The organism is Snodgrassella sp. W8124 (assembly GCF_016100875.1).
In the GTDB taxonomy this organism is placed as follows: domain Bacteria; phylum Pseudomonadota; class Gammaproteobacteria; order Burkholderiales; family Neisseriaceae; genus Snodgrassella; species Snodgrassella alvi.
Genome location: NZ_JACFRP010000001.1, coordinates 1,435,744 through 1,457,601, shown reverse-complemented (window position 1 = coordinate 1,457,601; position 21,858 = coordinate 1,435,744). Strand labels below are relative to the sequence as shown.

General features: G+C 42.6%; 21 protein-coding genes. 15 read left to right on the top strand and 6 right to left on the bottom strand.

The window, feature by feature from the left end; all coding sequences use genetic code 11:
* Nucleotides 1–141: 141 nt before the first annotated feature.
* The 4 genes from recN to H3U73_RS06405 all read left to right on the top strand — a co-directional run bounded on the left by recN (nt 142) and on the right by H3U73_RS06405 (nt 3,992).
* Nucleotides 142–1,803 carry a DNA repair protein RecN gene (gene recN, locus H3U73_RS06420; RefSeq protein WP_100125213.1) on the top strand — a complete coding sequence of 554 codons (1,662 nt, stop codon included), beginning with the start codon at nt 142–144 and terminating at the stop codon, nt 1,801–1,803.
* 324 nt (nt 1,804–2,127) lie between these two features.
* Nucleotides 2,128–2,367, top strand: a complete 240-nt coding sequence (locus H3U73_RS06415) for a sulfurtransferase TusA family protein (protein ID WP_025330226.1) — start codon at nt 2,128–2,130, stop codon at nt 2,365–2,367.
* A gap of 141 nt (nt 2,368–2,508) precedes the next feature.
* Complete coding sequence (gene pyrC, locus H3U73_RS06410) at nt 2,509–3,549, top strand: dihydroorotase (protein ID WP_084551835.1); 1,041 nt, start codon at nt 2,509–2,511, stop codon at nt 3,547–3,549.
* A 2-nt stretch (nt 3,550–3,551) separates the two neighbouring features.
* The gene (locus tag H3U73_RS06405; RefSeq protein ID WP_025330228.1) at nt 3,552–3,992 is read left to right on the top strand and encodes a thioesterase family protein; all 441 of its coding nucleotides are present in this window, start codon (nt 3,552–3,554) and stop codon (nt 3,990–3,992) included.
* 69 nt (nt 3,993–4,061) lie between these two features.
* Here the strand turns inward: H3U73_RS06405 and H3U73_RS06400 are convergent, their stop codons facing one another.
* Nucleotides 4,062–4,283 carry a YdcH family protein gene (locus tag H3U73_RS06400; RefSeq protein ID WP_025330229.1) on the bottom strand — a complete coding sequence of 74 codons (222 nt, stop codon included), beginning with the start codon at nt 4,281–4,283 and terminating at the stop codon, nt 4,062–4,064.
* Between the two features lie 143 nt (nt 4,284–4,426).
* Here H3U73_RS06400 and H3U73_RS06395 point away from each other — a divergent pair, with 143 nt between their 5' ends.
* The 4 genes from H3U73_RS06395 (at nt 4,427) to H3U73_RS06380 (ending at nt 8,300) form a co-directional block, all read left to right on the top strand.
* Nucleotides 4,427–5,017 (top strand): LemA family protein, encoded by a 591-nt coding sequence (locus H3U73_RS06395; RefSeq protein WP_078475098.1) that lies wholly within the window; start codon nt 4,427–4,429, stop codon nt 5,015–5,017.
* 395 nt (nt 5,018–5,412) lie between these two features.
* Entirely contained in the window at nt 5,413–6,276 is an 864-nt protein-coding gene (locus H3U73_RS06390) for a YgcG family protein (protein ID WP_232336206.1), read from the top strand.
* 124 nt (nt 6,277–6,400) lie between these two features.
* Nucleotides 6,401–7,318 carry a DnaJ domain-containing protein gene (locus tag H3U73_RS06385; RefSeq protein ID WP_198190216.1) on the top strand — a complete coding sequence of 306 codons (918 nt, stop codon included), beginning with the start codon at nt 6,401–6,403 and terminating at the stop codon, nt 7,316–7,318.
* Between the two features lie 427 nt (nt 7,319–7,745).
* Complete coding sequence (locus H3U73_RS06380) at nt 7,746–8,300, top strand: TPM domain-containing protein (RefSeq protein WP_232336205.1); 555 nt, start codon at nt 7,746–7,748, stop codon at nt 8,298–8,300.
* A gap of 366 nt (nt 8,301–8,666) precedes the next feature.
* Here the strand turns inward: H3U73_RS06380 and H3U73_RS06375 are convergent, their stop codons facing one another.
* The 4 genes from H3U73_RS06375 to modA all read right to left on the bottom strand — a co-directional run bounded on the left by H3U73_RS06375 (nt 8,667) and on the right by modA (nt 11,729).
* Entirely contained in the window at nt 8,667–9,461 is a 795-nt protein-coding gene (locus H3U73_RS06375; RefSeq protein ID WP_198190215.1) for a TOBE domain-containing protein, read from the bottom strand.
* Nucleotides 9,448–10,143 carry an ATP-binding cassette domain-containing protein gene (locus H3U73_RS06370; RefSeq protein ID WP_198190214.1) on the bottom strand — a complete coding sequence of 232 codons (696 nt, stop codon included), beginning with the start codon at nt 10,141–10,143 and terminating at the stop codon, nt 9,448–9,450. Before H3U73_RS06370 ends, H3U73_RS06375 begins: the two co-directional genes overlap by 14 nt.
* A gap of 72 nt (nt 10,144–10,215) precedes the next feature.
* Nucleotides 10,216–10,896 carry a molybdate ABC transporter permease subunit gene (gene modB, locus H3U73_RS06365; RefSeq protein WP_025330236.1) on the bottom strand — a complete coding sequence of 227 codons (681 nt, stop codon included), beginning with the start codon at nt 10,894–10,896 and terminating at the stop codon, nt 10,216–10,218.
* Nucleotides 10,897–10,961: 65 nt separating this feature from the next.
* On the bottom strand, nt 10,962–11,729 hold the full coding sequence (gene modA / locus H3U73_RS06360; RefSeq protein WP_198190213.1) for a molybdate ABC transporter substrate-binding protein: 768 nt from the start codon (nt 11,727–11,729) through the stop codon (nt 10,962–10,964).
* Nucleotides 11,730–12,191: 462 nt separating this feature from the next.
* Here modA and fdnG point away from each other — a divergent pair, with 462 nt between their 5' ends.
* The 7 genes from fdnG to H3U73_RS06325 all read left to right on the top strand — a co-directional run bounded on the left by fdnG (nt 12,192) and on the right by H3U73_RS06325 (nt 21,079).
* Nucleotides 12,192–15,299, top strand: coding sequence for a formate dehydrogenase-N subunit alpha (gene fdnG, locus H3U73_RS06355; RefSeq protein WP_078475091.1), 3,108 nt, complete (start codon nt 12,192–12,194; stop codon nt 15,297–15,299).
* 12 nt (nt 15,300–15,311) lie between these two features.
* Nucleotides 15,312–16,226 carry a formate dehydrogenase subunit beta gene (gene fdxH / locus H3U73_RS06350; RefSeq protein WP_025330239.1) on the top strand — a complete coding sequence of 305 codons (915 nt, stop codon included), beginning with the start codon at nt 15,312–15,314 and terminating at the stop codon, nt 16,224–16,226.
* Complete coding sequence (locus tag H3U73_RS06345) at nt 16,226–16,885, top strand: formate dehydrogenase subunit gamma (RefSeq protein WP_025330240.1); 660 nt, start codon at nt 16,226–16,228, stop codon at nt 16,883–16,885. The genes fdxH and H3U73_RS06345 overlap by 1 nt, the downstream gene beginning before the upstream one ends.
* A 141-nt stretch (nt 16,886–17,026) precedes the next feature.
* On the top strand, nt 17,027–17,827 hold the full coding sequence (gene fdhD / locus H3U73_RS06340; protein ID WP_198190212.1) for a formate dehydrogenase accessory sulfurtransferase FdhD: 801 nt from the start codon (nt 17,027–17,029) through the stop codon (nt 17,825–17,827).
* Nucleotides 17,828–17,927: 100 nt separating this feature from the next.
* Nucleotides 17,928–19,253 carry a cation:dicarboxylate symporter family transporter gene (locus H3U73_RS06335; protein ID WP_037393559.1) on the top strand — a complete coding sequence of 442 codons (1,326 nt, stop codon included), beginning with the start codon at nt 17,928–17,930 and terminating at the stop codon, nt 19,251–19,253.
* A gap of 244 nt (nt 19,254–19,497) precedes the next feature.
* Complete coding sequence (locus H3U73_RS06330) at nt 19,498–20,427, top strand: formate dehydrogenase accessory protein FdhE (RefSeq protein ID WP_198190211.1); 930 nt, start codon at nt 19,498–19,500, stop codon at nt 20,425–20,427.
* Nucleotides 20,428–20,515: 88 nt separating this feature from the next.
* On the top strand, nt 20,516–21,079 hold the full coding sequence (locus H3U73_RS06325) for a hypothetical protein (protein WP_198190210.1): 564 nt from the start codon (nt 20,516–20,518) through the stop codon (nt 21,077–21,079).
* Here the strand turns inward: H3U73_RS06325 and H3U73_RS06320 are convergent, their stop codons facing one another.
* Nucleotides 21,080–21,628, bottom strand: coding sequence for a TetR/AcrR family transcriptional regulator (locus H3U73_RS06320; RefSeq protein WP_198190209.1), 549 nt, complete (start codon nt 21,626–21,628; stop codon nt 21,080–21,082).
* Nucleotides 21,629–21,858: the final 230 nt, after the last annotated feature.

Here is a 21,858-nt window from a genome sequence, read left to right as displayed (position 1 = left end):
GGAAAAAATACAATAAAAATTAATAAAACCGAAATTTATTATCGATTATTTTAGATTTTTCTAAAAAATGGTTTCTTATTTTCCTAAAAAATACTAAAATCCGGCATAAATCATTAATACTTTCTCTAAGAAAGGTTGTTTATGCTTCTGGCGCTGTCTTTGCGTGACTTTGTCATTGTTGATGAGCTGAATCTGAGTTTTCAAAGCGGCTTTACCGTTCTGACAGGTGAAACCGGGGCGGGTAAATCAATCACGCTGGATGCATTGGGTCTGTTGTTAGGTGATAAAGCTGATTATGGTCAGATAAGACATGGTGCCAGAGAAGCCCAGTTATCAGCACTGTTTGATGTCAGTGATGTAACGCATGCCCGCACCTTACTACAGGAACAGGGATTACTGGATGAAAACGAAACGCAATTAAGTATCCGCCGTACGATTGATATAAAAGGAAAAAGTCGCAGTTTTATTAATAATCAGGCGGTTACTCTGAGTCAGTTGCGGCAGATAGGTGAATTATTAATTGATATACATGGTCAGAATGCACACCACTCTTTAAATAGTGAATCCGCGCAACGTATATTACTGGATGCATTTGCGGGTGCTGATACAGAAGTTGCTCTGGTACGTGAAGCCTATCAGCGCTGGCATGAAGCCAAAAAAGAGCTGGAAAAAGCGCAAACACAGGCTGATAGTCTGAATATTGAGCGTGAGCGCTTGCAATGGCGCTTTGATGAGCTAAATGCCCTGAATCTTCAAGAGCATGAGTGGGAAAATCTCAGTCAGAGTCATGATTCATTAGTACATGCGGCGGAAATACTGCAAACGGCGGAAAATGTAGAAGAAGTTCTCAATGGTGATGAGGGTTTGCAAAGCCGTTTGTATCATTGCCGGCAGCAACTGGCTGCACTGATTAAAGCAGCTCCTGCTTTTGCAGACAGTGTGGCATTACTGGAATCAGTAGAAGCAGAATTGAGTGAAGTCAGTGCGTATTTGCGTGAAGCCACTGCCAGTGTAGAGACTGATGAAAATTTATTAGCACAGCAGGGACAGCGCATGCAGGAGTTAATGAGTGTTGCGCGTAAATATCGGATCGAGCCACCACAATTGCCTGAAGAGCTAGAAAAAGTTGAATCAGCTCTTAATGAACTGGAGGCGGCTGCGGATATTGAAGCGTTACAGGCGCGGGTAGCAGAACGCGAAAATGAATATATGCATGCAGCACAGCAATTATCAGTGAAACGCCATCAGGCAGCGAAAAAGCTGGCGAAACAAACCACGGCTCACATGCAAAATTTATCAATGCAAGGCGCACGCTTTCATATTGAATTGTTAAGTGCCTCACCATCTGTGCATGGTCTGGAGCAGGTACAGTATCAGGTAGCTGCCAATCAGGGCACGCCTTTAAGAGCAATGAGCAAAGTCGCTTCCGGTGGTGAGTTGGCACGTATCAGTCTGGCTCTGCAAATGGTTACCAGTCAGTATAATGCGGTACCTACATTGATTTTCGATGAGGTGGATACCGGGATTGGCGGAGCTGTAGCTGATGTTGTTGGTCACGCACTGCGTAGTCTGGGGCAAAATCGTCAAGTGCTGGCTGTTACTCATCTGCCGCAGGTCGCAGCTTGTGGTCAGCAGCACTGGCAGGTGCGAAAACATAACAGCAAAGGGCAGACTGTAAGTGAAATAAACGTACTGGCTGCGACAGATCGGGTGAATGAGATTGCACGAATGCTTGGCGGCGAAACCATTACCGATACCACACGTAATCATGCCAGGGAAATGCTGGAGCTAGCGCAAAGTTAATTTTACTATTACGAATTTATCTGCAAGCTTTCTGATTTTTCAATGTATATATGTCATTACTGCAAAAGCCGGAAATGATATTTATTTAAGTAAATAATTATAAAATAACGTTTATCTGCTTATGTTTTATGCATGCTGTTCTTGATTACAACAGTTTTAATAACAAAACATATTCTGATAATTTTCCTGTCAGCGTGCATTTTTATAATATATGACTGATATAGACTGGAACGGGCTGCTTTAGCCTGAGCAAGGTGTATACGTTCAGTCTGTTTCATGCGCGATGTATAATAATAACTTTCAATATTCTATGATGAGTTGCTGATGAGTGAACCACACAGTGATAGAACACTAGATGTTATCGATTTAAATTGCCCGATGCCGATTTTACGTGCAAAAAAAGCGCTGGCAGTAATGGATAGCGGAGAAGTATTGCTAGTACTGGCAACAGATAAAACTGCTCCTGATGATTTTGCAGCTTTTTGCCGGCAGACAGGACATGAATTATTGCATCAGCAAATCAGAAATGATGATGTAATAATGATGTGGGTAAAACACCGCTAAGTTTTTCAGACGGTAATTTATTACAATTAATTACAATATTTTGTTAACTTTATTCAGGTTCAGGTTGTAGAAGCTGCGACAGAATAGTACATTAACCTATTATTTTTAGCTGTGTAACACACGCTGATAGAACGGATACAGATGCAGACTCTCACTATAACCCGTCCGGATGACTGGCATCTTCATGTGCGTGATGGTGCAGCATTAAAGGCAGTATTACCTTTCAGTGCACGGCAAATGGGGCGAGCCCTGATTATGCCAAATCTGAAACCACCGGTAACCTCAGTTGCAGCAGCACTGGCTTATCGTGAACGTATACTTGCTGCAGTACCTGCGGGCAGTCATTTTCAGCCATTGATGACTTTATATCTGACTGACCAGACTACTCCGGCATTGATACGCGAAGCCAAAGAGGCAGGTATTATTGCGTGTAAGCTTTATCCTGCCGGTGCCACAACTAACTCTGCGGCTGGTGTCAGTGATTTGTGGGCTTTATTGCCAGTATTGGAAACCATGGCTGAAACAGGCATGCCACTACTGGTGCATGGTGAAGTAACCAAAAGTGAAATTGATATTTTTGACCGTGAATCAGTATTTATTGATGAACTTTTACAGCCGCTATTACAACGTCTGCCTGAACTGAAATTAGTATTTGAGCATATCACCACTGCACAAGCTGCTGAGCTGGTGATTCAGGCTGGTGAAAATGTGGCTGCTACGGTAACACCCCAGCACTTGCTCTACAATCGCAATGCTTTACTGGTAGGGGGAATCCAGCCTCATCATTACTGTTTGCCGGTACTAAAGCGCGAAACCCATCGTCAGGCACTGTTACAGGCTGTAAGCGGTACACAGTCACATAAATTTTTTCTCGGTACCGATAGTGCGCCGCATGCTCAGCACAGTAAAGAATGTGCTTGCGGATGTGCGGGTATATTCAGTGCCTTTGCTGCTATTGAGTTATATGCGGAAGCTTTTGAGCAGGCGGGAGCACTGGATAAATTACAGGCTTTTGCAGCAGAAAACGGTCCGCGGTTTTATGGTCTGGAAATCAATAAGGAAACCATTACACTGGAAAAAATAAATCGCACAGTGCCACCATACTATCCGTATGGTAATCATGAACGACTGATTCCGTTGCGTGCTAATCAGACCATTAGCTGGAGTGTGGTAAATAATTAAATATGCAAGATTCAACTCAAATTACAGACCGGCTATCAGTACAAGCACATCAAACCGAAATTCGGGTGCGCGGCTTTCACATAGATGTATACCGCCATGTTAATAATGCACGCTATCTGGAATTTCTGGAAGAGGCTCGCTGGCATTATTTTGATGAAGCCGGCTTAACGCCAATGTTTACTGAAGCCGGTTGTGGAATGGCTGTGATAAATATCAATATCAGTTACCGGCGCAGTGCCGGTTTCGGAGATGATTTGCTGATATCTACTGCTTTGAGCAAAATACAACCGCGCAAAGTAGAAGTTAATCAAACGATTACTCTTAAAAATACAGGACAGACAGTTGTGCAGGCTGTGGTGACGTTTATGGCTTTCGATCAGCAAAGCAATAAAGCAATTTCTTTTCCTGCTGCGATACAAGAACGATTTAATGCTATCAGGTAACAATATAAGTTAAGTCAGTAAAAAACCCTGCGCTTGGCAGGGTTTTTTACTGACTTAACTCAACCACTATCAGGCTTTACCGTCAGCTTCACGCAGCATGGCGTAAATTTCATCTTTCAGGCGCAATTTTTCCCGTTTCAGTTCGTCCAGATTATCCAGACCACTGGTTACCGGGTTATTAGTCAGACCTGTAATTTTATCGTCCAGTCGGTTGTGTTCTTCGAATATATTAGCAAAATGGGTATTTTCCGCCTTTAATTTGGTAATCAAGTCGCGATATTCAGGAAACATATAACATCCTTTACAGTTGGTTAAAATGATTTTTATTATTTTGCATTAATTATAGCTTAAGGTATATAAGATTGCGCTAGTTATGACGTAAAAAGTAACAAGAGCATGTTAAACTGGCACAATAATACATACGGGAGTTTATAATGTATAAACGGTTAATGGGTTGGATAGGCGCATTTATTCTGGTTTTAAGCCTCAGCGGGTGTGGCTATAATACAATGCAGTCACAGGATGAAGCTGCAAATGCTGCCTGGTCGGAAGTGCTGAATCAGTATCAGCGTCGTGCTGATCTGGTACCCAATCTTGTGAATACAGTTAAAGGCTATGCCAAACATGAACAACAAGTTTTAACCGACGTTACTAATGCCCGTTCACGTGTAGGCAGTCTGAATATGACCAGCAGTGATGCTGATAATCCGGCAAAAATGGAACAGTTTTCACAGGCACAGGGAAATCTGAGCAGTGCTCTGAGCCGCTTGCTGGTAGTAACAGAAAATTATCCTGATCTGAAAGCTGATCAAAGTTTCCGAGATTTACAAGCGCAGCTTGAAGGCACAGAAAACCGTATTGCTCTGGCACGCAACCGCTATATTCAGACAGTACAGGTTTACAACACTACTTTGCGTTCTTTCCCGAACAATATCACAGCCAAAATTTTCGGAATGCATGTTCGCCCGAATTTTGTACCGGAAAATGAAGCGGCGGTAAAACAGGCACCGCAGGTAGAATTTTAATTCGTTTTCTGTTGTTATTTTATGTGATTAATTAAACAGCCAGTTTGTCAGAACTGGCTGTTTGCATATCAGTATAGTAAGCAGCTGCTACTATTGTGCTAATTGTTTTTTTGCAGAATCTGACAAAATGGAAATTAAAAATTTATATGGTTGCGGCTATTTTCCGAACAGACAGGAGTAATTGTTAAACATACCAGCAGTTCGATAAAAACTTGCAATACTAACTGTGGAAATTTGCTGTATCGGACTGAATACTTGTATTCTGTTGTAATAACAGAATCTGTTTGTCTGAAAGTATGGAGTCAGATAATAGTGGTCTTTTATCCTGACAATCAAAAGGTTAGTATGAACTAAAATACAAGCAAATTTGCTTTTATGGCACTAAGGTTGCAAAGATGAACATAATACGCTTATCTGTCCACAGGCTACTCGGTCTTTTTCTGGGCTGTTTTTTTGCAATGCATTTGCTCGCTGCCAATGGTTTGGTTCCTGTACCAGCGCTGACTGATCCGGTAATGGATACAGCCAATATGTTACAGCCTGCTACCCGTGCAGAATTAAACCAGCAGTTACTGGCGTTCAGCCGGCAGCATGGCAGTCAGATTATAGTATTGACAGTTCCGGCTATCGCACCGGAAACACCTTTTGACTATGCTACACGTGTTATGGATAGCTGGAAACCAGGACGTAAAGGAATTGATGATGGTGTACTGTTGTTGCTGGTGCGCAATGAACATAAAACGTTTCTGGCACCCGGTCGCGGACTGGAAGGGGCTATTCCTGATGTTTATGCTAAAAGAATTCTGGATGATGTGCTTCGTCCGCAGTTACGGGCAAATAATGCAGACGGAGGTGTACGTGAGGCTGTAAATCAGCTGGAGAAGCTGATTAACGGTGAAAAATTACCGGCACAACAATCTGCACATCAGGAATCTGATGATTCAGGCTCAACAATTTTTGGAATTCTGTTACTGATATTTATAGCCGGTTCATTTTTGAAAAATATATTTGGTAATACGCTGGGCAGTGCAATTGTCGGATTTCTGGTATTAAGTTTTGGCTGGTATTCGGGCTGGAGCCTGTTTGCAGCGATTATTGGTGCAATTCTGGCATTCATAATAGCACTCATTTTTGCCGGTAATATTTTTATTGGCGGCTCTGGCGGTGGTAGGGGCGGTTTTGGCGGTGGTTCAGGAGGCGGAGGGTTTAGCGGAGGAGGCGGCGGCTATGGTGGTGGCGGAGCCTCCGGTAGCTGGTAATACTGGCAGTCATAATTGAATTCCCCGTTAAATACTGACAATTTGTAAATTTTACGTAAAATAATGTATAGTTATTTATTTATATAATTATGATTATTTAGCATTTCGTTTCTGGTGGGTATACATGTCTAAAGTCGGTTATGGTATCTGTTTTTTGCTGTTGTGCTTTTTAGTCATGCGTTATAGCGTGTTCGGGGTGCTGATTGATATTGTACTAATCATCCTGATTATGTTTTATCTTCAAGCTTTGCAGATTGTAGATGATGGTACTGAAGCATCTATCGCTGCCGACAATAATCTTTATATAGTTGTTATGTTTGAAGTGGCCGGTCAGATATGTGCAGCCAAAGGACATGTTTCTGATGAAGACCGGTCGCGTGTCTATGACATGATTAAAAAAATGCAGCTGGATGCAGAAACTGAAGTTTTGTCGCGTTATGCTTTTAATATGGGGCAGACAACAAATTATCCGCTCAGAATCAGACTTAAACAACTATACCGGGCTTATAGTGATGACAAGCGCGGTTTAATGCTGTTTTGTAAAAATATGCTTGAATTAGCGCTGATTGACGGACGGCTGCATAATAATGAACGGCGCATTCTGAATATCATAGCGGATGAATTTCATATTCCTTATGCACAAATGCTTATTTTTGCCAGCCAGACTATTCATCAGGAAAATGAATACCGGCATTACTGGCAGACCAACGAGCAATGGAAACAGCAGCGTCAGCGTGCGCGTTCAGAGCAACGCCGTCAACAATATCAGCAACAGCAGAAGCAATATCAGCAGCAATACCAGCAACAGCAACAACAGCCTGAAGAACCGTTTGGTTCTGATCCTTATCTTGTACTGGGTATATCAGCAAAAGCGAGCCCGCAGGAAATTAAACAGGCATATCGCCGCCTGATGAATAAATATCATCCGGATAAACTCATTAAGCAAAATCTGTCGGAAACTAAGATGCAGCAGGCAACTGAACATGCTCAGCGTATACAGGCAGCCTATGCTTATGTGAAACAGTTACGGGGATTTGTTTAGATAATAGATAAGGGATTATAGAATCTATATTTATTTCAAAATATATAACCCTTAGAATTTTGTGATTTTCCAATCAGAGAATTTGTCAGAGCCAGCTCTGATAATAGGTTGGTTTTTATGTTAGAAATCATTTTTGCTCTCTGGCAATATCTGGATTTTTACTTTACAGGCTAATTTTCCCTGCTAGATCAATTAGTATCGTTATCATCAAAATATATGCTAACTAATGTCGCCAGCAATAATATCCGTTACATCTGACTTTCCGGTTTTCTGTTTTTATATGATATATATTGTTTTTGTTATCAGCCTGGTAACAGCAGCATTTTCTTATTAAGAAAATTTATGGTAGTGTAAGTAGAATGCTGATTATTATGAAATTAATTAAGTAACTCAATATATATTTTTTAATAAATCTGTGGTGCTAACTATGAAATCAGATATACAGGAAAAAGCAGAATGTACGAGCTTAAATAAACTCAATATGCAATTATTACCACGTATCTGGCGCCACTGGGTAAATCCGCGCCAACGAGTAAGTAAATATTTTCCTGCTCTTGCATTGCAACAGCTAACTGAACAAATTACATTATCTGAGCAACGTCATACTGGACAGCTTCGGTTTGTGATTGAATCCAGCCTTGATACCGCGAATTTGTGTCATCACACTACGGCACGCCAGCGTGCACAGTATTGGTTCGGAAATCTGGGTATATGGGATACTGCTGAAAAAAGTGGTATTTTGGTTTATGTACTTTTTGCTGATCGCGCAGTAGAAATTATTGCAGACCGGGGTATTAATACCTGTGTGAGTATGGTGCATTGGCAGCAGATATGTAATCGCATTACTCAGGCGTTTCAGCATCAACGATATATGGATGGTTTAACTGCCGGACTGGATGAGCTGACGGAATTACTTGTACAGTATTTTCCGCGTACGCATGCCGGTACTAATGAACTGGCTGATGAAGTTATTCTGCGCTAGTTTTGAAAAACTAAGTATTTATATAAGTAAATTTTCAAGGTACTGTAACGGCTTAATATTCAATTAAATTATCAGTGTGCAGTATTTTCAGTAAATTAGCCCATAATTACAAAAGATGTGGAATTAATTATTAATATTTCGGGATAAAACGCCATAAATAGTTTTTTTGAATTAAATTTATTTAATAATATTAAAATACAAATATATAAGGTCTATAATATATCTGCGGCTTAAAAGGACAGATTGACAAAGAGGGAATGTGCATGGCCGCAGGTAGTTTGACTATCGCACGTAAGCATAAGCCGGAATAATCTGATATTGCATGACAGGATTATTCTGGCTTCAGTTTGTCTGATGAGTGCACGTTCAGCGCAAACGTCCGATAATAATGTTCGGCGCCTTGATTAACAGCATGATTTTATCTTCATTTTTCAATTGCATAGTTTGTGCACTATGACAGGTAATACTGGCGGTCAGGCTGACAGCTGCGCCTAAATTCACAGTAATCACACTGTTTACAGCACCAGTATCTATGTGGCGTATTTGACCGGTTAGCTGGTTACGAGCGGATATTTGTAAATTCGGATCGGGACGCGCAAGCATAATGGCTGATGCCTGAATGAGTGCCAGTGCATCAACGCCTACAGCCAGTTCCATCTGTTCACAACTGTGTCTGGTAAGTATGGCAACCAGTTCCTGTCCGTTGCTCAGTTGCAGATGAACCTCATTATTTACAGCTCCTTCAATGATTTGGCTGATTCTTCCGGCGAGTTGGTTATCAGCACTTAAATCCAGATTCATTTTTTGCCATAAACTATGATGACTATTGTCAGCGTTAGCTTCCAGTTGCCGGATGAGTTGCTGATGACGTTGCTGCATAGTGTGATAATAATTTAAAAAAGCTTCACCAAAAGCTGTTAATACGCTGTTTCCGCCACCCTGACCACCGGTTTGCCGTAAGACTAAAGGTTCAGGCGCCAGATTATTCATTGCATCTATGGCATCCCATGCTGCTTTATAACTCATAGGTACCGCTTTAGCTGCCTGGGTAATGGAACCGAAACGCCGGATATTTTCCAGTAAAGTAATCCGTTTGCTGTTGCCAATTCGCTGGCCGTTAATAGTGGGAATTAGTTCGCTGTTAAGATTAAATTGATTCATTGCGATTGTTACGAGGAGCTGAGTACAGACATCCATTATCCATATGCCAGATTTGAGCGTCAAAAGCAGCTGCATCTTCCGGATCGTGAGTAATCAGTAGCATGGGTAAATTTAATTTCTGCTGCCAGGCAGATAACTCAGAACGCATTTGAGCCCGTAGCTGAGTATCCAATGCAGAAAATGGTTCATCCAGCAGAATAGCCCGCGGCTGAGCAATCAATGCACGAGCCAGAGCCACACGCTGGCGCTGTCCGCCGGACAGATGAGCCGGATATTGTTCTGCTACCGAATTGAGCTGCATAGCAGTCAGCCAGTATTCAACTTCTGTATACCGGCTGCGTTTTTTCGGATTGAATAAGCCATGACAAATACCGCAGGCAATATTCTGCCGGACATTTAAATGAGGAAAGAGGGCATAATCCTGAAATACAAAGGCCAGTTTACGTTGTTGCGGGCTAAGATTAATATGCTGCTGTGCCTGAAACAGAGTAACACCATTCACATTAATATGACCCTGTTCAGGAGTCAGCAGACCGGCAACAGTCTTTAGCATCAGACTTTTACCGCTGCCTGAGGCTCCCATAATAACTGTACGCTGTGACTGACAGCACAGGCGGATATCCAGAGTAAAATGACTTCCGTCATTACGCTGAAGGGTTTTCTGAAAATTAAAATCTAACATAAAAACCATTGGCCGGATTAAAAACAGGCAAAGCAATATCGGAAAACAATATTGTTTGATTCAGGTATCGGATTATTTAAGATTGGTCATAGGTACTTTGCCGGATAAAAGTTTGCCGGTAAGCAGTAATATCAGAATACAGACCACAGATATAATCAAGACCAGAGTATTGGCCAGATAGTCATCTCCGGCCTGTACTGCTTCATATACGGCAATCGACAGAGTTTGTGTCTGCCCCGGAATGCTGCCTGCCACCATCAGCGTAGCACCGAATTCACCCATACTGCGTGCAAATGCCAGTAATACGCCGGCCAGAATACCTCTCCAGGCCAGCGGCAGAGTAATGCGCAGAAATACTCCGGCATTACTGATACCCAGAACACGCGCTGCCTGCTCCAGCTGGGAATCCAGACTTTCAAATGCAGCACGTGCCGGTTTGAATACCAGAGGAAACGATACGATTGTTGCCGCTACAACAGCACCCTGCCAGGTGAAAATCAGATTAATACCCAGATAACGTTCCAGCCACTGACCAATAAAGCCATTTTTTCCAATCAGAACCAGTAAGTAGTATCCCAGTACCGTTGGCGGCATTACCATTGGCAAAGTGAGAATGGTATCAATCAGCTCCTTACCCCAGACAGCTTTACGGGCAAGTACATAACCTATACCAACCCCCAGAACCAGATTGATAGCAGTTGCCCACAGGGCGATTTTAAGTGACAGGGCAAGAGCAATCCAGGCCGCAGCCATTATCTACTCCTTGAAATAAAAATTCAGACAGAATTGCGGGAGGATAACTGCCGGTGGAAAAATACTCAGCGTGCGTTTTGAAAACCGTAACGCTTAAGAATTTTCTGACCCTTTGGCGACTGGATAAAATTAATAAAGCGGCTGGCAGCTGCCGGTTCTTTACTGGCTACTGTCTTAGCAATCGGATAGCTGATTGGCTTACTGGTCGGGATGGTTGCAGCTACACTAACTTTATCCGGCATAATGGCCGCATCTGTGCCAAATACGAAACCGGCTTCCGCTGACTGATTAGCGACATAATCCAGAGCCTGACGGACATTATTCACATTCACAATTTTAGGCTTTACCGTACTCCATACTTTTGCCTGCTCCATTGCTGCCTGAGCATAACGTCCGGCCGGTGTAAAAGCGGGGTTGCCCAGTGCAATATGTTTAATACCTGGTTGCTGCAGATCTTTCAGTCCGCGTACATTCAGACTGCTTTTTTTCGGAATAATCAGTACCAGACTGTTATTTACAAAATTAATTCTGTCCTGTGCCCGCACAAGATTCTTAGTCTGAGCCTGATCCATAGTTTGCTGATCAGCAGAAGCAAATACATCTACAGGTGCACCGTTTTGCATCTGCTGAAGCAGAGAGCCTGAAGCTCCGAAATTAAGCAGTACTTTATCCTGAGGATATTGCTGCTGATATGCTTTGGCAATGTCATTAAATGCATTGGTCAGACTGGCAGCCGCTGAAACTGTGATATTGGCGGCAAGTGAAGCAGTGCTCATTACACTCAGGCTGATTGCAGTAACAATAGTAGTCAGACGAATGTGGTTAAAGCGCATATTTTATCCTTATTTGAAATAAATTATTATCCGGCGCCAGGTCAGGCAATACCGATTATAAAGGAAAATTATTGCGAAATATACCTATGTATATAGCGATAGATAGTCATAGAGATGTTCGATACAACATATATGTCATAGCAAATAAATAATTTATAAATCAATTTGTATGCAAAATATTCATGACTAATAGAAATAATTTATTGAATAAATTATTTCTATTTATTGCTAATGTAATAAATTGTATTTTAACCTTTATACTAATTAAATTCGGAATTTAAATGAAATTGTAATTATTTATTTAAAGTAGAAAATACTGATAAAATTTTATAATAGTTTAAATAAGGTATTATAATAGGATTAAATGTTAGTATAAATTAATTTTCTAGCATAATTAGTAAGCAGTGCGGGGATGGATTTCCTGCAAATAAATAATAAAAATTTTATTAGGAACATACACACATGAACCTGACAAGACGCCAGTTTTTCAAGGTTACCGCAGCAGGTGCCGGCGCGACAGGACTGGCAGTGATGGGCATGGCTCCTGCCACAGCCTTTGCTGAAGTCCGCCAGTACAAGCTGTTGAGGGCTACAGAAACACGTAATAACTGCACATATTGCTCAGTTGGTTGTGGTACGTTGTTGTATAGTCTGGGTGACGGTGCCAAAAACGCCAAAAAGAAAATTTTTCACATAGAAGGTGATCCCGATCATCCGGTCAGTCGCGGCAGCTTATGTCCTAAAGGCGCCTCACTGATTGACTTTGTTAACAGCCCGAACCGTGTATTGCATCCGCAGGTTCGTGAAGCCGGAAGCACAGAGTGGAAAGACATCAGCTGGGATGAGGCACTGGATCGTATTGCCCGCCTGATTAAAGAAGAACGTGATGCCAATATTATTGAAAAAAATGCTGATGGTGTTACGGTTAACCGGCTGGAAAGTGTGGGTATGCTGTGCGCTTCTGCCAGCTCCAATGAAACCGGTATTCTGACTCAGAAATTCATGCGTTCGCTCGGGCTGGTTGGTGCTGATTCACAGGCACGGGTTTGTCATGGGCCGACGGTATCTGCACTAGCTGCTACGTTTGGTCGTGGCGCTATGACCAATACCTGGACTGATATCCAGAACGCCGATTTTATTCTGGTTATGGGTGGTAATGCCGCTGAAGCACATCCGGTAGGTTTTAAATGGGTTATTGAAGCCAAAAAACAAAAAGGCACTAAACTGATTGTTTGCGACCCGCGTTTTAACCGTACTGCCTCTGTAGCCGATCATTATTTGCCGATTCGTTCCGGTACCGACATAGCTTTCCTCGGAGCGGTAATCAACTGGCTGATTAAAAATGATAAAGTGCAATGGGATTATGTCAAAAACTATACCAATGCTGCTTTTATTCTAGCTGATGGCTATGGTTTTCATGAAGGTCTGTTTTCCGGACATGCCGATTATACGACTGAAGACGGCAGCGCGGCACCGGAAGCGGCTCCGAAAGGTGCTAAAGGCGGGGCTGTTTATAATAATGCCAGCTGGACATACGAGCTGGATGAAAACGGCTATGCCAAAGTAGACCCGACTTTGGAAAATCCGCGTTGCGTCTGGCAGATAATGAAAAAGCATTATGCCCAGTACACACCGGAAATGATGCACAAAATTACCGGTACCCCGATTAAAGATTTTCTGCTGGTGTGTGAAGCTCTGGGGGCAACCTCGGCAAAAAACAAAGCCGGTACAATTCTGTATGCACTGGGCTGGACTCAGCATACTTATGGTTCGCAGAATATCCGTACCATGGCCATGATTCAGCTGATTCTGGGTAATATCGGTATGCCCGGTGGGGGTGTGAATGCTTTACGCGGCCATTCCAATATTCAGGGCTTGTCTGATCTTGGTTTGCTGTCTACCAGTCTTCCGGGCTATCTGAGCCTGCCTAACGAAAAGAAAAATCCGACTTTTGCTGATTATCTGAAAGTTCAGACACCTGCGGCCATGCGTCCGGGACAGCTTAATTACTGGAGCAATACGCCCAAATTTATGGTAAGCCTGCTCAAATGGTTCTTTGGTGATAAGGCTACCAAAGAAAATGACTGGGGCTATGACTGGCTGCCGAAGTGGGACAAAATGTATGATGTGCTGCAAATGACCGAAATGATGTATCAGGGCCAGATGCACGGATTACTGGTACAAGGTTTCAATGCCATGGGTTCCTTTCCGGATTCCAACCGTATCATCGAAGCATTTTCCCGCCTCAAGTGGATGGTAGTAATGGATCCGCTTAATACCGAAACGGCTACCTTCTGGGAAAATCATGGTGATGCGCATGACGTAGATTCCCGCTCTATCATGACGACGGTATTCCGCCTGCCTGTCCCTTGTTTTGCAGAAGAAAATGGTTCGATTGTCAATTCTTCACGCTGGCTGCAATGGCATTATGCCGGAGCCGAAGCTCCGGAAGAAGCCAGAGCCGATCTTGAGATTCTGGCTGATTTGCATTTACGTATTAAAGCTCTGTATGAGAAAGAGGGCGGTAAAGTACCTGAACCGATTCTGAACCTGAGCTGGCCGTATAAGGTACCGCATTCACCGACACCGGAAGAAATGGCACAGGAATCCAATGGCTGGGCACTCACAGATATTAAAGACGAGCAGGGTAATATTATCGTGCCTAAAGGCGGGCAACTGGATAGCTTTGCTCAGTTACGCGATGACGGCACAACAGCCTGCGCCTGCTGGATTTTTGCCGGTTCCTGGACTAAAAACGGCAACCAGATGGCACGGCGTGATAACAGCAATGCCGGACTGGGTAATACCCCGGGCTGGGCGTGGGCCTGGCCGGCAAACCGCCGTATTCTGTATAACCGCGCTTCCTGCGATCCGTCCGGCAAAGCCTGGGATCCTGACAGAATATTAATTCACTGGGACGGCAGCAAATGGATTGGGGCGGATGTGGCTGACTACAAGGCAGATCAGGCACCTGACACTAATATGAATCCGTTTATCATGAATGAGGAGGGTGTTGGTCGTCTGTTCTGTACCAAAAAACTGGTAGATGGCCCGTTTCCGACATTCTATGAGCCTACTGAATCACCAGTTGGTAAAAACCTGCTCTATCCTAAAGTGCTGAATACACCCGCAGTGCGCTTGTTTGACAGCGTTAAAGGTCGTATCGGCAATAAAGATGAATTTCCTTGTGTCGGCACTACATATCGTCTGACAGAGCATTTTCAGTTCTGGACGAAATCCGTGAAATTGCTGATGATTGCTCAGCCCGAACAGTTTGTTGAAATCAGCGAAGAGCTGGCAGCACAAAAAAATATTGCTAAAGGCGATACGGTTAAAATCAGTACTAAGCGCGGCTGGGTAGAGGCTAAAGCCGTGGTAACCAAACGCCTGCGTCCGTTGGAAATTAACGGGCAGACCGTCCATCAGATAGGTATTCCCCTGCATGGTGGCTGGGTGAATGTTGGTGAGAAAAAACAGTTTCTCATTAACACACTCACACCATTTGTTGGTGACTGCAATACACAGACACCAGAATACAAAACCTTTTTATGCAATATCGAAAAAGCGTGAGGGGAATAAGTCATGGCTTTACAATCTTTGGATATAAAACGTCGTTCGGCTACTAATCAGCTCACGCCGCTACCACAGGCAAGAAAACCCATTGAAATTGCCAAACTGATTGATGTTTCGACCTGTATAGGCTGCAAAGCCTGTCAGGCTGCGTGTTCGGAATGGAATGACATTCGTGATGAAGTTGGCACCAATCATGGTGTATACGATAACCCGATTGACCTGAGTGCGGATAGCTGGACGGTAATGCGGTTTTCTGAAACCGAGCAATACGGCAAGCTGGAGTGGCTGATTCGTAAGGACGGCTGTATGCACTGTTCTGACCCGGGCTGTCTGAAAGCCTGCCCGTCACCGGGTGCAATCATTCAGTATGAAAATGGTATCGTCGATTTCCATCAGGAAAACTGTATTGGTTGCGGTTACTGTATTTCCGGCTGCCCGTTTAATATTCCGCGTATTTCGAAAAAAGATAACCGCGCTTACAAATGTACCCTGTGTTCAGACCGTGTGGCCGTCGGGCAGGAACCGGCCTGTGTGAAAACTTGTCCTACCGGCGCTATTCATTTCGGCAGCAAAGAAGACATGAAGTCTTTGGCCGGGGAGCGTATAAAAGACTTAAAACAGCGCGGTTTTGAGCAGGCAGGGCTCTACGATCCACAGGGTGTGGGCGGTACCCATGTTATGTATGTACTGCATCATGCGGATAAACCCAGCCTGTACCATGGTCTGCCGGACAATCCGCGTATCAGTACCACCGTTAAATTATGGAAGAGTATGCTCAAACCGATAGCAGCATTCGGTATTGCTACCGCTGCTTTTGCCGGCTGGCTGCACTACATTACCATTGGTCCGAATCGCCCTGACGATGATAAAGAACAGGTTCTGAATCGTGAAGGCGAAATCCTCAAAGATAAAGGGGACGCATAATGAAAAGATTATTAATTCAGCGATATAAAAAATCCGAGCGGTTTAACCACTGGGTAGTAGCCGGCTGCTTTGTGCTGCTGGCTGTTTCCGGTCTGGGTTTTTTCTATCCGTCTTTTTTCTGGCTCACTGAAGTTTTCGGTTCTCCGCAATTGGCACGCATCCTGCATCCGTTCATCGGAGTGGTGATGTTTCTGGGCTTTTTTATCCAGTTTTTCCGCTATGTAAAATATAATTTTTTTGAGCGGGATGATATTAAATGGTTACTGGGAATTAAGCATATTCTGCTGGGAAGAGAAATTGGTGATACTGGCAAATATAATGCTGGACAAAAATGTATGTTCTGGCTGATGTCCATCAGTATGGCACTGCTGCTTATCAGCGGGCTGATTGCCTGGCGGCAGTTTTTTTCCGGATATTTTCCAATCTGGGTGGTACGTATCGCTTTGCTGGTGCATTCTGCCTCTGCTATCCTGCTGATTGTCGGTATTATTATTCATGTATATGCCGCATTGTGGATTAAAGGCACAATTCCGGCGATGGTGGAAGGAGTGGTTAGTCAGGAATGGGCGAAAAAGCACCATCCACGCTGGTACCGCGAAATGATGGCAAAAAAAGAAGCCAAAGCGCAGCAAAATTCCACTTCACAGACAACTGAATAATTTAAATAATCATCATCTGTAGTGCTGTCTGTATGGTGTATTGTCATACAGACAGTAATATTTTATCTTCTTGCGTAATCCGGTTAATATGTCGGTACAGGTCTTTTCTGGCTGTTACCGGTTCATAAATACAGAAACCTCATGAATTACACCCCCGCCCAAAATCGCACTGTCTGGGTGGCACAGGCTGGAGAATGCAGTAGTACCAGTGATAATATCAGTGCCGAAATCCCGGTAGCACTTGTTTATAACGGTATCTCCCATGTCGTATTAATGGCTACACCCGCTAATATTGCCGAACTGGCATTGGGTTTCAGCCTGAGTGAAGGCATCATTGAAAATGCAGAGCAAATTTATGCGATTGAAATTACTGAACATCTGCATGGAATTGTGGCTGAGATTGAGCTGGCCAGCGCAGCATTTGCACGTTTGAAAAGTCGCCGTCGCCAGATGAGCGGACGCACTGGTTGCGGACTGTGCGGTATTGACAGTCTGGCAGCTGTTCAGCCAGAAATAGAACCGGTTTTACGCGATTGGCATGTAGAATTTAGCATAATCGGGCGTGCTTTGACCGATTTTAACCATCATCAGCAACTGCGGGCGCAAACTGGTTCAGTTCACGGTGTGGCGTGGGCTGATATGACTGGAAAGATTGTAACCGTCCGTGAAGATATCGGCCGGCACAATGCTTTAGACAAGCTTATTGGCTGGGGATTGCATGCAAAAGTGGATTGGAAGCATGGTTTTGTGGTATTGTCCAGTCGCGCTAGTTTTGAAATGGTAATGAAATCAGCAATAACCGGTATCGGGTGTATCGTGGCCGTATCTGCGCCCACCACCTATGCCATTGATTTGGCTCACAAGGCCAATATCACGCTGGTGGGTTTTGCGCGTCATAATCGCCAAGTAATTTATACCCATCCTCAATTTTTTCATCCTTAACGCATGTTTAAAACAAAAAATAATAGAATATACTCTATTGTTTTTGTTTCGCTTTTTAGATTGAATAAGAACTATATTACCACTTACAGTAAGGACGACTATGTTATCGATTATCAAACGATATAGCCGTAATTTGGCCTGGCAAATTTTAATCGCACTGATTATGGGGGTAGCACTGGGATTATATCTGCATACTTTTTCAGATCCTTCTCATCCCTACTACAAAACCTATCAGTCGTGGGTAATCAATGTATTACAACCGATGGGGGATATTTTTATCCGCCTGATTAAAATGATTGTGCTGCCCATCATTCTCAGTACGCTGACATTGGGTATCGCGGGACTTGGTAACTCCAAAAGTCTGGGGCGACTGGGCGGTAAAACCATTCTGTATTTTGAAATTATCACTACTATCGCCATTGGTGTGGGTTTACTTTTCGGTAATCTGTTTCACCCGGGTAGCGGCATTGATATTTCCAATCTGCACCACAGCAATGTCAGTCAGTACGTACAAAAAAGTGAAGCACTGGCCGAGAAGCCTCATGGTCTGGTTATAATGATTCTGGACATGATTCCGCATAATATATTTGATTCGCTTAGCAGCGGTGAAATTCTGCCGGTAATCTTTTTCTGTGTGTTTTTTGGTCTGGGCTTAACTAAGCTACCTGATAATCAGCGCCTGTTCTTTTCAGATTTTCTGAAAGTGATTTCAGACGTAATGTTCAAAATCACCAATATGATTATGCGTTACGCACCTATCGGGGTATTTGGTCTGATGACTGTTACCATCAGTAAATTCGGTTTCGGTTCGCTGATTCCGCTGATGAAACTGATTTTAATAGTTTATCTGGCGATGATAGTATTTACTCTGGTGATTCTGGGTGGCGTGGCCTATTTCTGCCGCTTTAACATTTTCACTATTATCAAAATTCTGAAAGATGAGCTGATAGTGGCTTTCTCAACCTCCAGCTCAGAAACTGCGCTGCCAAAAATGATTGAGAAAATGGAAGCATATGGCGCGCCGAAATCTATTACCAGCTTTGTGATTCCTACCGGATATTCATTTAATCTGGATGGTTCTACGTTGTATCAGAGTATTGCAGTAATCTTTCTGGCACAGTTATACGGTATTTCTCTGTCGGTAAGTGATCAGGTAATGATTGTGATTACGCTGATGGTGGCTTCTAAAGGTATTGCCGGTGTACCGGGTGTATCGTTTCTGGTACTGTCTGCCACGCTGGCTACAACATCCATTCCGTTAGAAGGTCTGGGCTTTATTCTGGGTATCGACCGTATTCTGGATATGGGACGTACTGTAGTTAATGTAATCGGTAATGCTCTGGCTTCATTGGTTATTTCGCGCTGGGAACATGATTTTGATGATGAAAAAGCGCGGGAATATGAGAAATCACTTGGTATTAAATAATTAGTTTTCAGTAATAAAAAGGTTCAGAAATTTCTGAACCTTTTTTGTTATCCGATTTATCACATTTTGAAAAACAAATTGATAAGAGACATTATCTTTCTCTATTGATGGCATATAGAAAATCATAGACAGTAAATCCAGACAGAATACCTATTTTTGGTTAAACTTGGTTATTTAATTTGTTGATAATGATAACGGTACCATTACCTGAACAAGTAATACCGTTATATAACCGCGTTGATACATGAAAACACAAGCAACACCAGAAACCATACAAGCACAGGAATTTTTTCATATCCCGTTCTGGCAGCAGCCTCCTGTTGATATTTTCAGCCGGCGCGCATTACGGCTGAATGAATTGGCTGCAGAAGACAATAGTGACTGGCAACCATACTTACAGCTACTGGCTGTTATCAATAATGCTCAGCAAAATTTACTTGAGCAATATGCACAGGAAGCCTGGGTAATTCCTGATACTGATAAAGATGAAGTTCCGCTTACTCTGGCATTACTGAGTGCCAATAGAGACCTGACAGAGCGTCTGTTTACCGATTTACATGCTTTATTGCAAGCAGATTTGTCACCAACTGCTCAGCAGGTATGGAAAGAGTTATTGCAGCTCGACAGTGAAAGCCGCAACCAGTTATGCCAGCATGCATTTAATCAGCAGCTCGGAATAGCTCAGCAGGATTATCAGGTCTGGGTAAATGCAGTGGTGCAGATTGTTTATACTCATGCAGCGTTAAATCTGGCTGTTACAACGGTAAAACCTCTGTCTGAACCGGGTTTTTGCCCCTGCTGTGGTACTGATGCTGTGGGTTCAGTAATAGTCGGACAGGGTGAACTTGAAGGGTTGCGCTATTTGTGTTGTGGTGTATGCAATAGTCGCTGGCACAGTGTACGGGCACGCTGTAGTTTTTGTGATAATAGCCGTGATCTGGGCGTACACCGGATTGAACAGGTGAAAGAAGGTGTATTGGCTGGTGCAGAGGCGGAATGCTGCCCCGGCTGCCATGCTTACCGCAAACGTTATCGCCTGGCCAGGCAACAATATGCTGATCCGATTGCTGATGATTTGGCCTCTTTAGCTCTGGATATACTGTTGAATGAAGAGGGATGGCAGCGTGGCGGAGCTAATCCGTTTTTACTGATGGGAAAAATACCCAGACATTAAATTAAGCTAAAGCTGTTTGGCTTGAATAAATGATAGGGAGTCAAACAGCTTAAATAAGAAAATCTGATCTAACAGATGGATAATAAAGATGAAAAAAGCGGAGAAGTTTTTTTCCAGAGTAATTGGTCCTTTAATTATCGTATTGGGGATAATCTGTTTAGCTGAAAGTAAAAGCAATCACCAGCACTATTATCTTCCTTTGCAAAATAAAGCCAAATATCTTTTATCATTGAATTGTGCACCAAGCCAATGCACTACACAGGGGAAGATGATATATAACCATCCGGAAAATATATCTGCTAAATCCATCAGTACACCAATTTATCATTTTCGCTATTATTTCCGGATAGCAGATAAAACCTATATTAATGATGATTTGCGTGTTTTTAGTGAAGGTTTTGGTTTTACCAAAACCGGACTGCGCTATTTTCCTGCAGGAGGCCTGAACTCAGCTGAATTTTTTTCAGAAGAAATCATTTTTGACCCGGCTAATCCAAATATAAATTTACCCGCGACATATGCAAAAGTTCTTCATGAAATTCCCAGCCCTTATGGCTTTTTTGAAGGTTTTTTTATTATTATAGGGGGAATTATTCTTACTCTAATCAGCTATTGGAATAAAATTTTTTTAAAAAACAGGCTTGATAAATAATTAAAGAAGTATTTCTGATACCCAATTAAAACTATTTTTTATTATTTCATCGTAAAGTAATTTATTATCTTTATAAATAAGACTGATATTACTCAGACCTTCTAATATAACCATTAATTGATTGGTTATTGCCTCATTTTGTGGGTTTTGCCGGAGTTTATCGCGGATTAAATTTCGAATAAATTCTTTATGCTCCATAACCAGCTCTTTGATTGCATTGTCGTTATGGATTTCTTCTCTTGCTCTGACAAATAAGCAGCCATTAAAATCGTCTTGATTGTACCAGTCTAAATGCCATTTAAATATCTGAATAATGGACTGTTGCTGGTCAAGATTAGCTATTGCTTCGGTAAGTTCTTGTTTAAATCGCAAGTCTCTTAGTTTTAAAACTTCAAAGATTAAATTGTCTTTATTGCCAAAATGTTTATATAGCGTTGTTTTAGAACAACCTGACTGGTCTCTTATTTCATCGACTCCTACATTGCCAAAACCCTTTTGATAAAAGAGTTGTTCTGCTGTATCAGCAATTAATCTGTATGTTTTTTTCATTTATTATCCAAAGTGTTTGATAAGTGGACAGATCTGTACTATTATAAAAGTGAACAGATTTGTTCACTTTTGTGCTGGCACTAATTGCTAACACTCAAGCTAATCTTATAGGATATAAAGAATAATGAAACCATTTTTTTTCGGCAAGGAGAAACTGCCACCAAAGCCCACAAATAGTGAATTATTGCAAAGTCTGACCGGTGGTTTTGTAGCTATATTTTTTCTGTTCT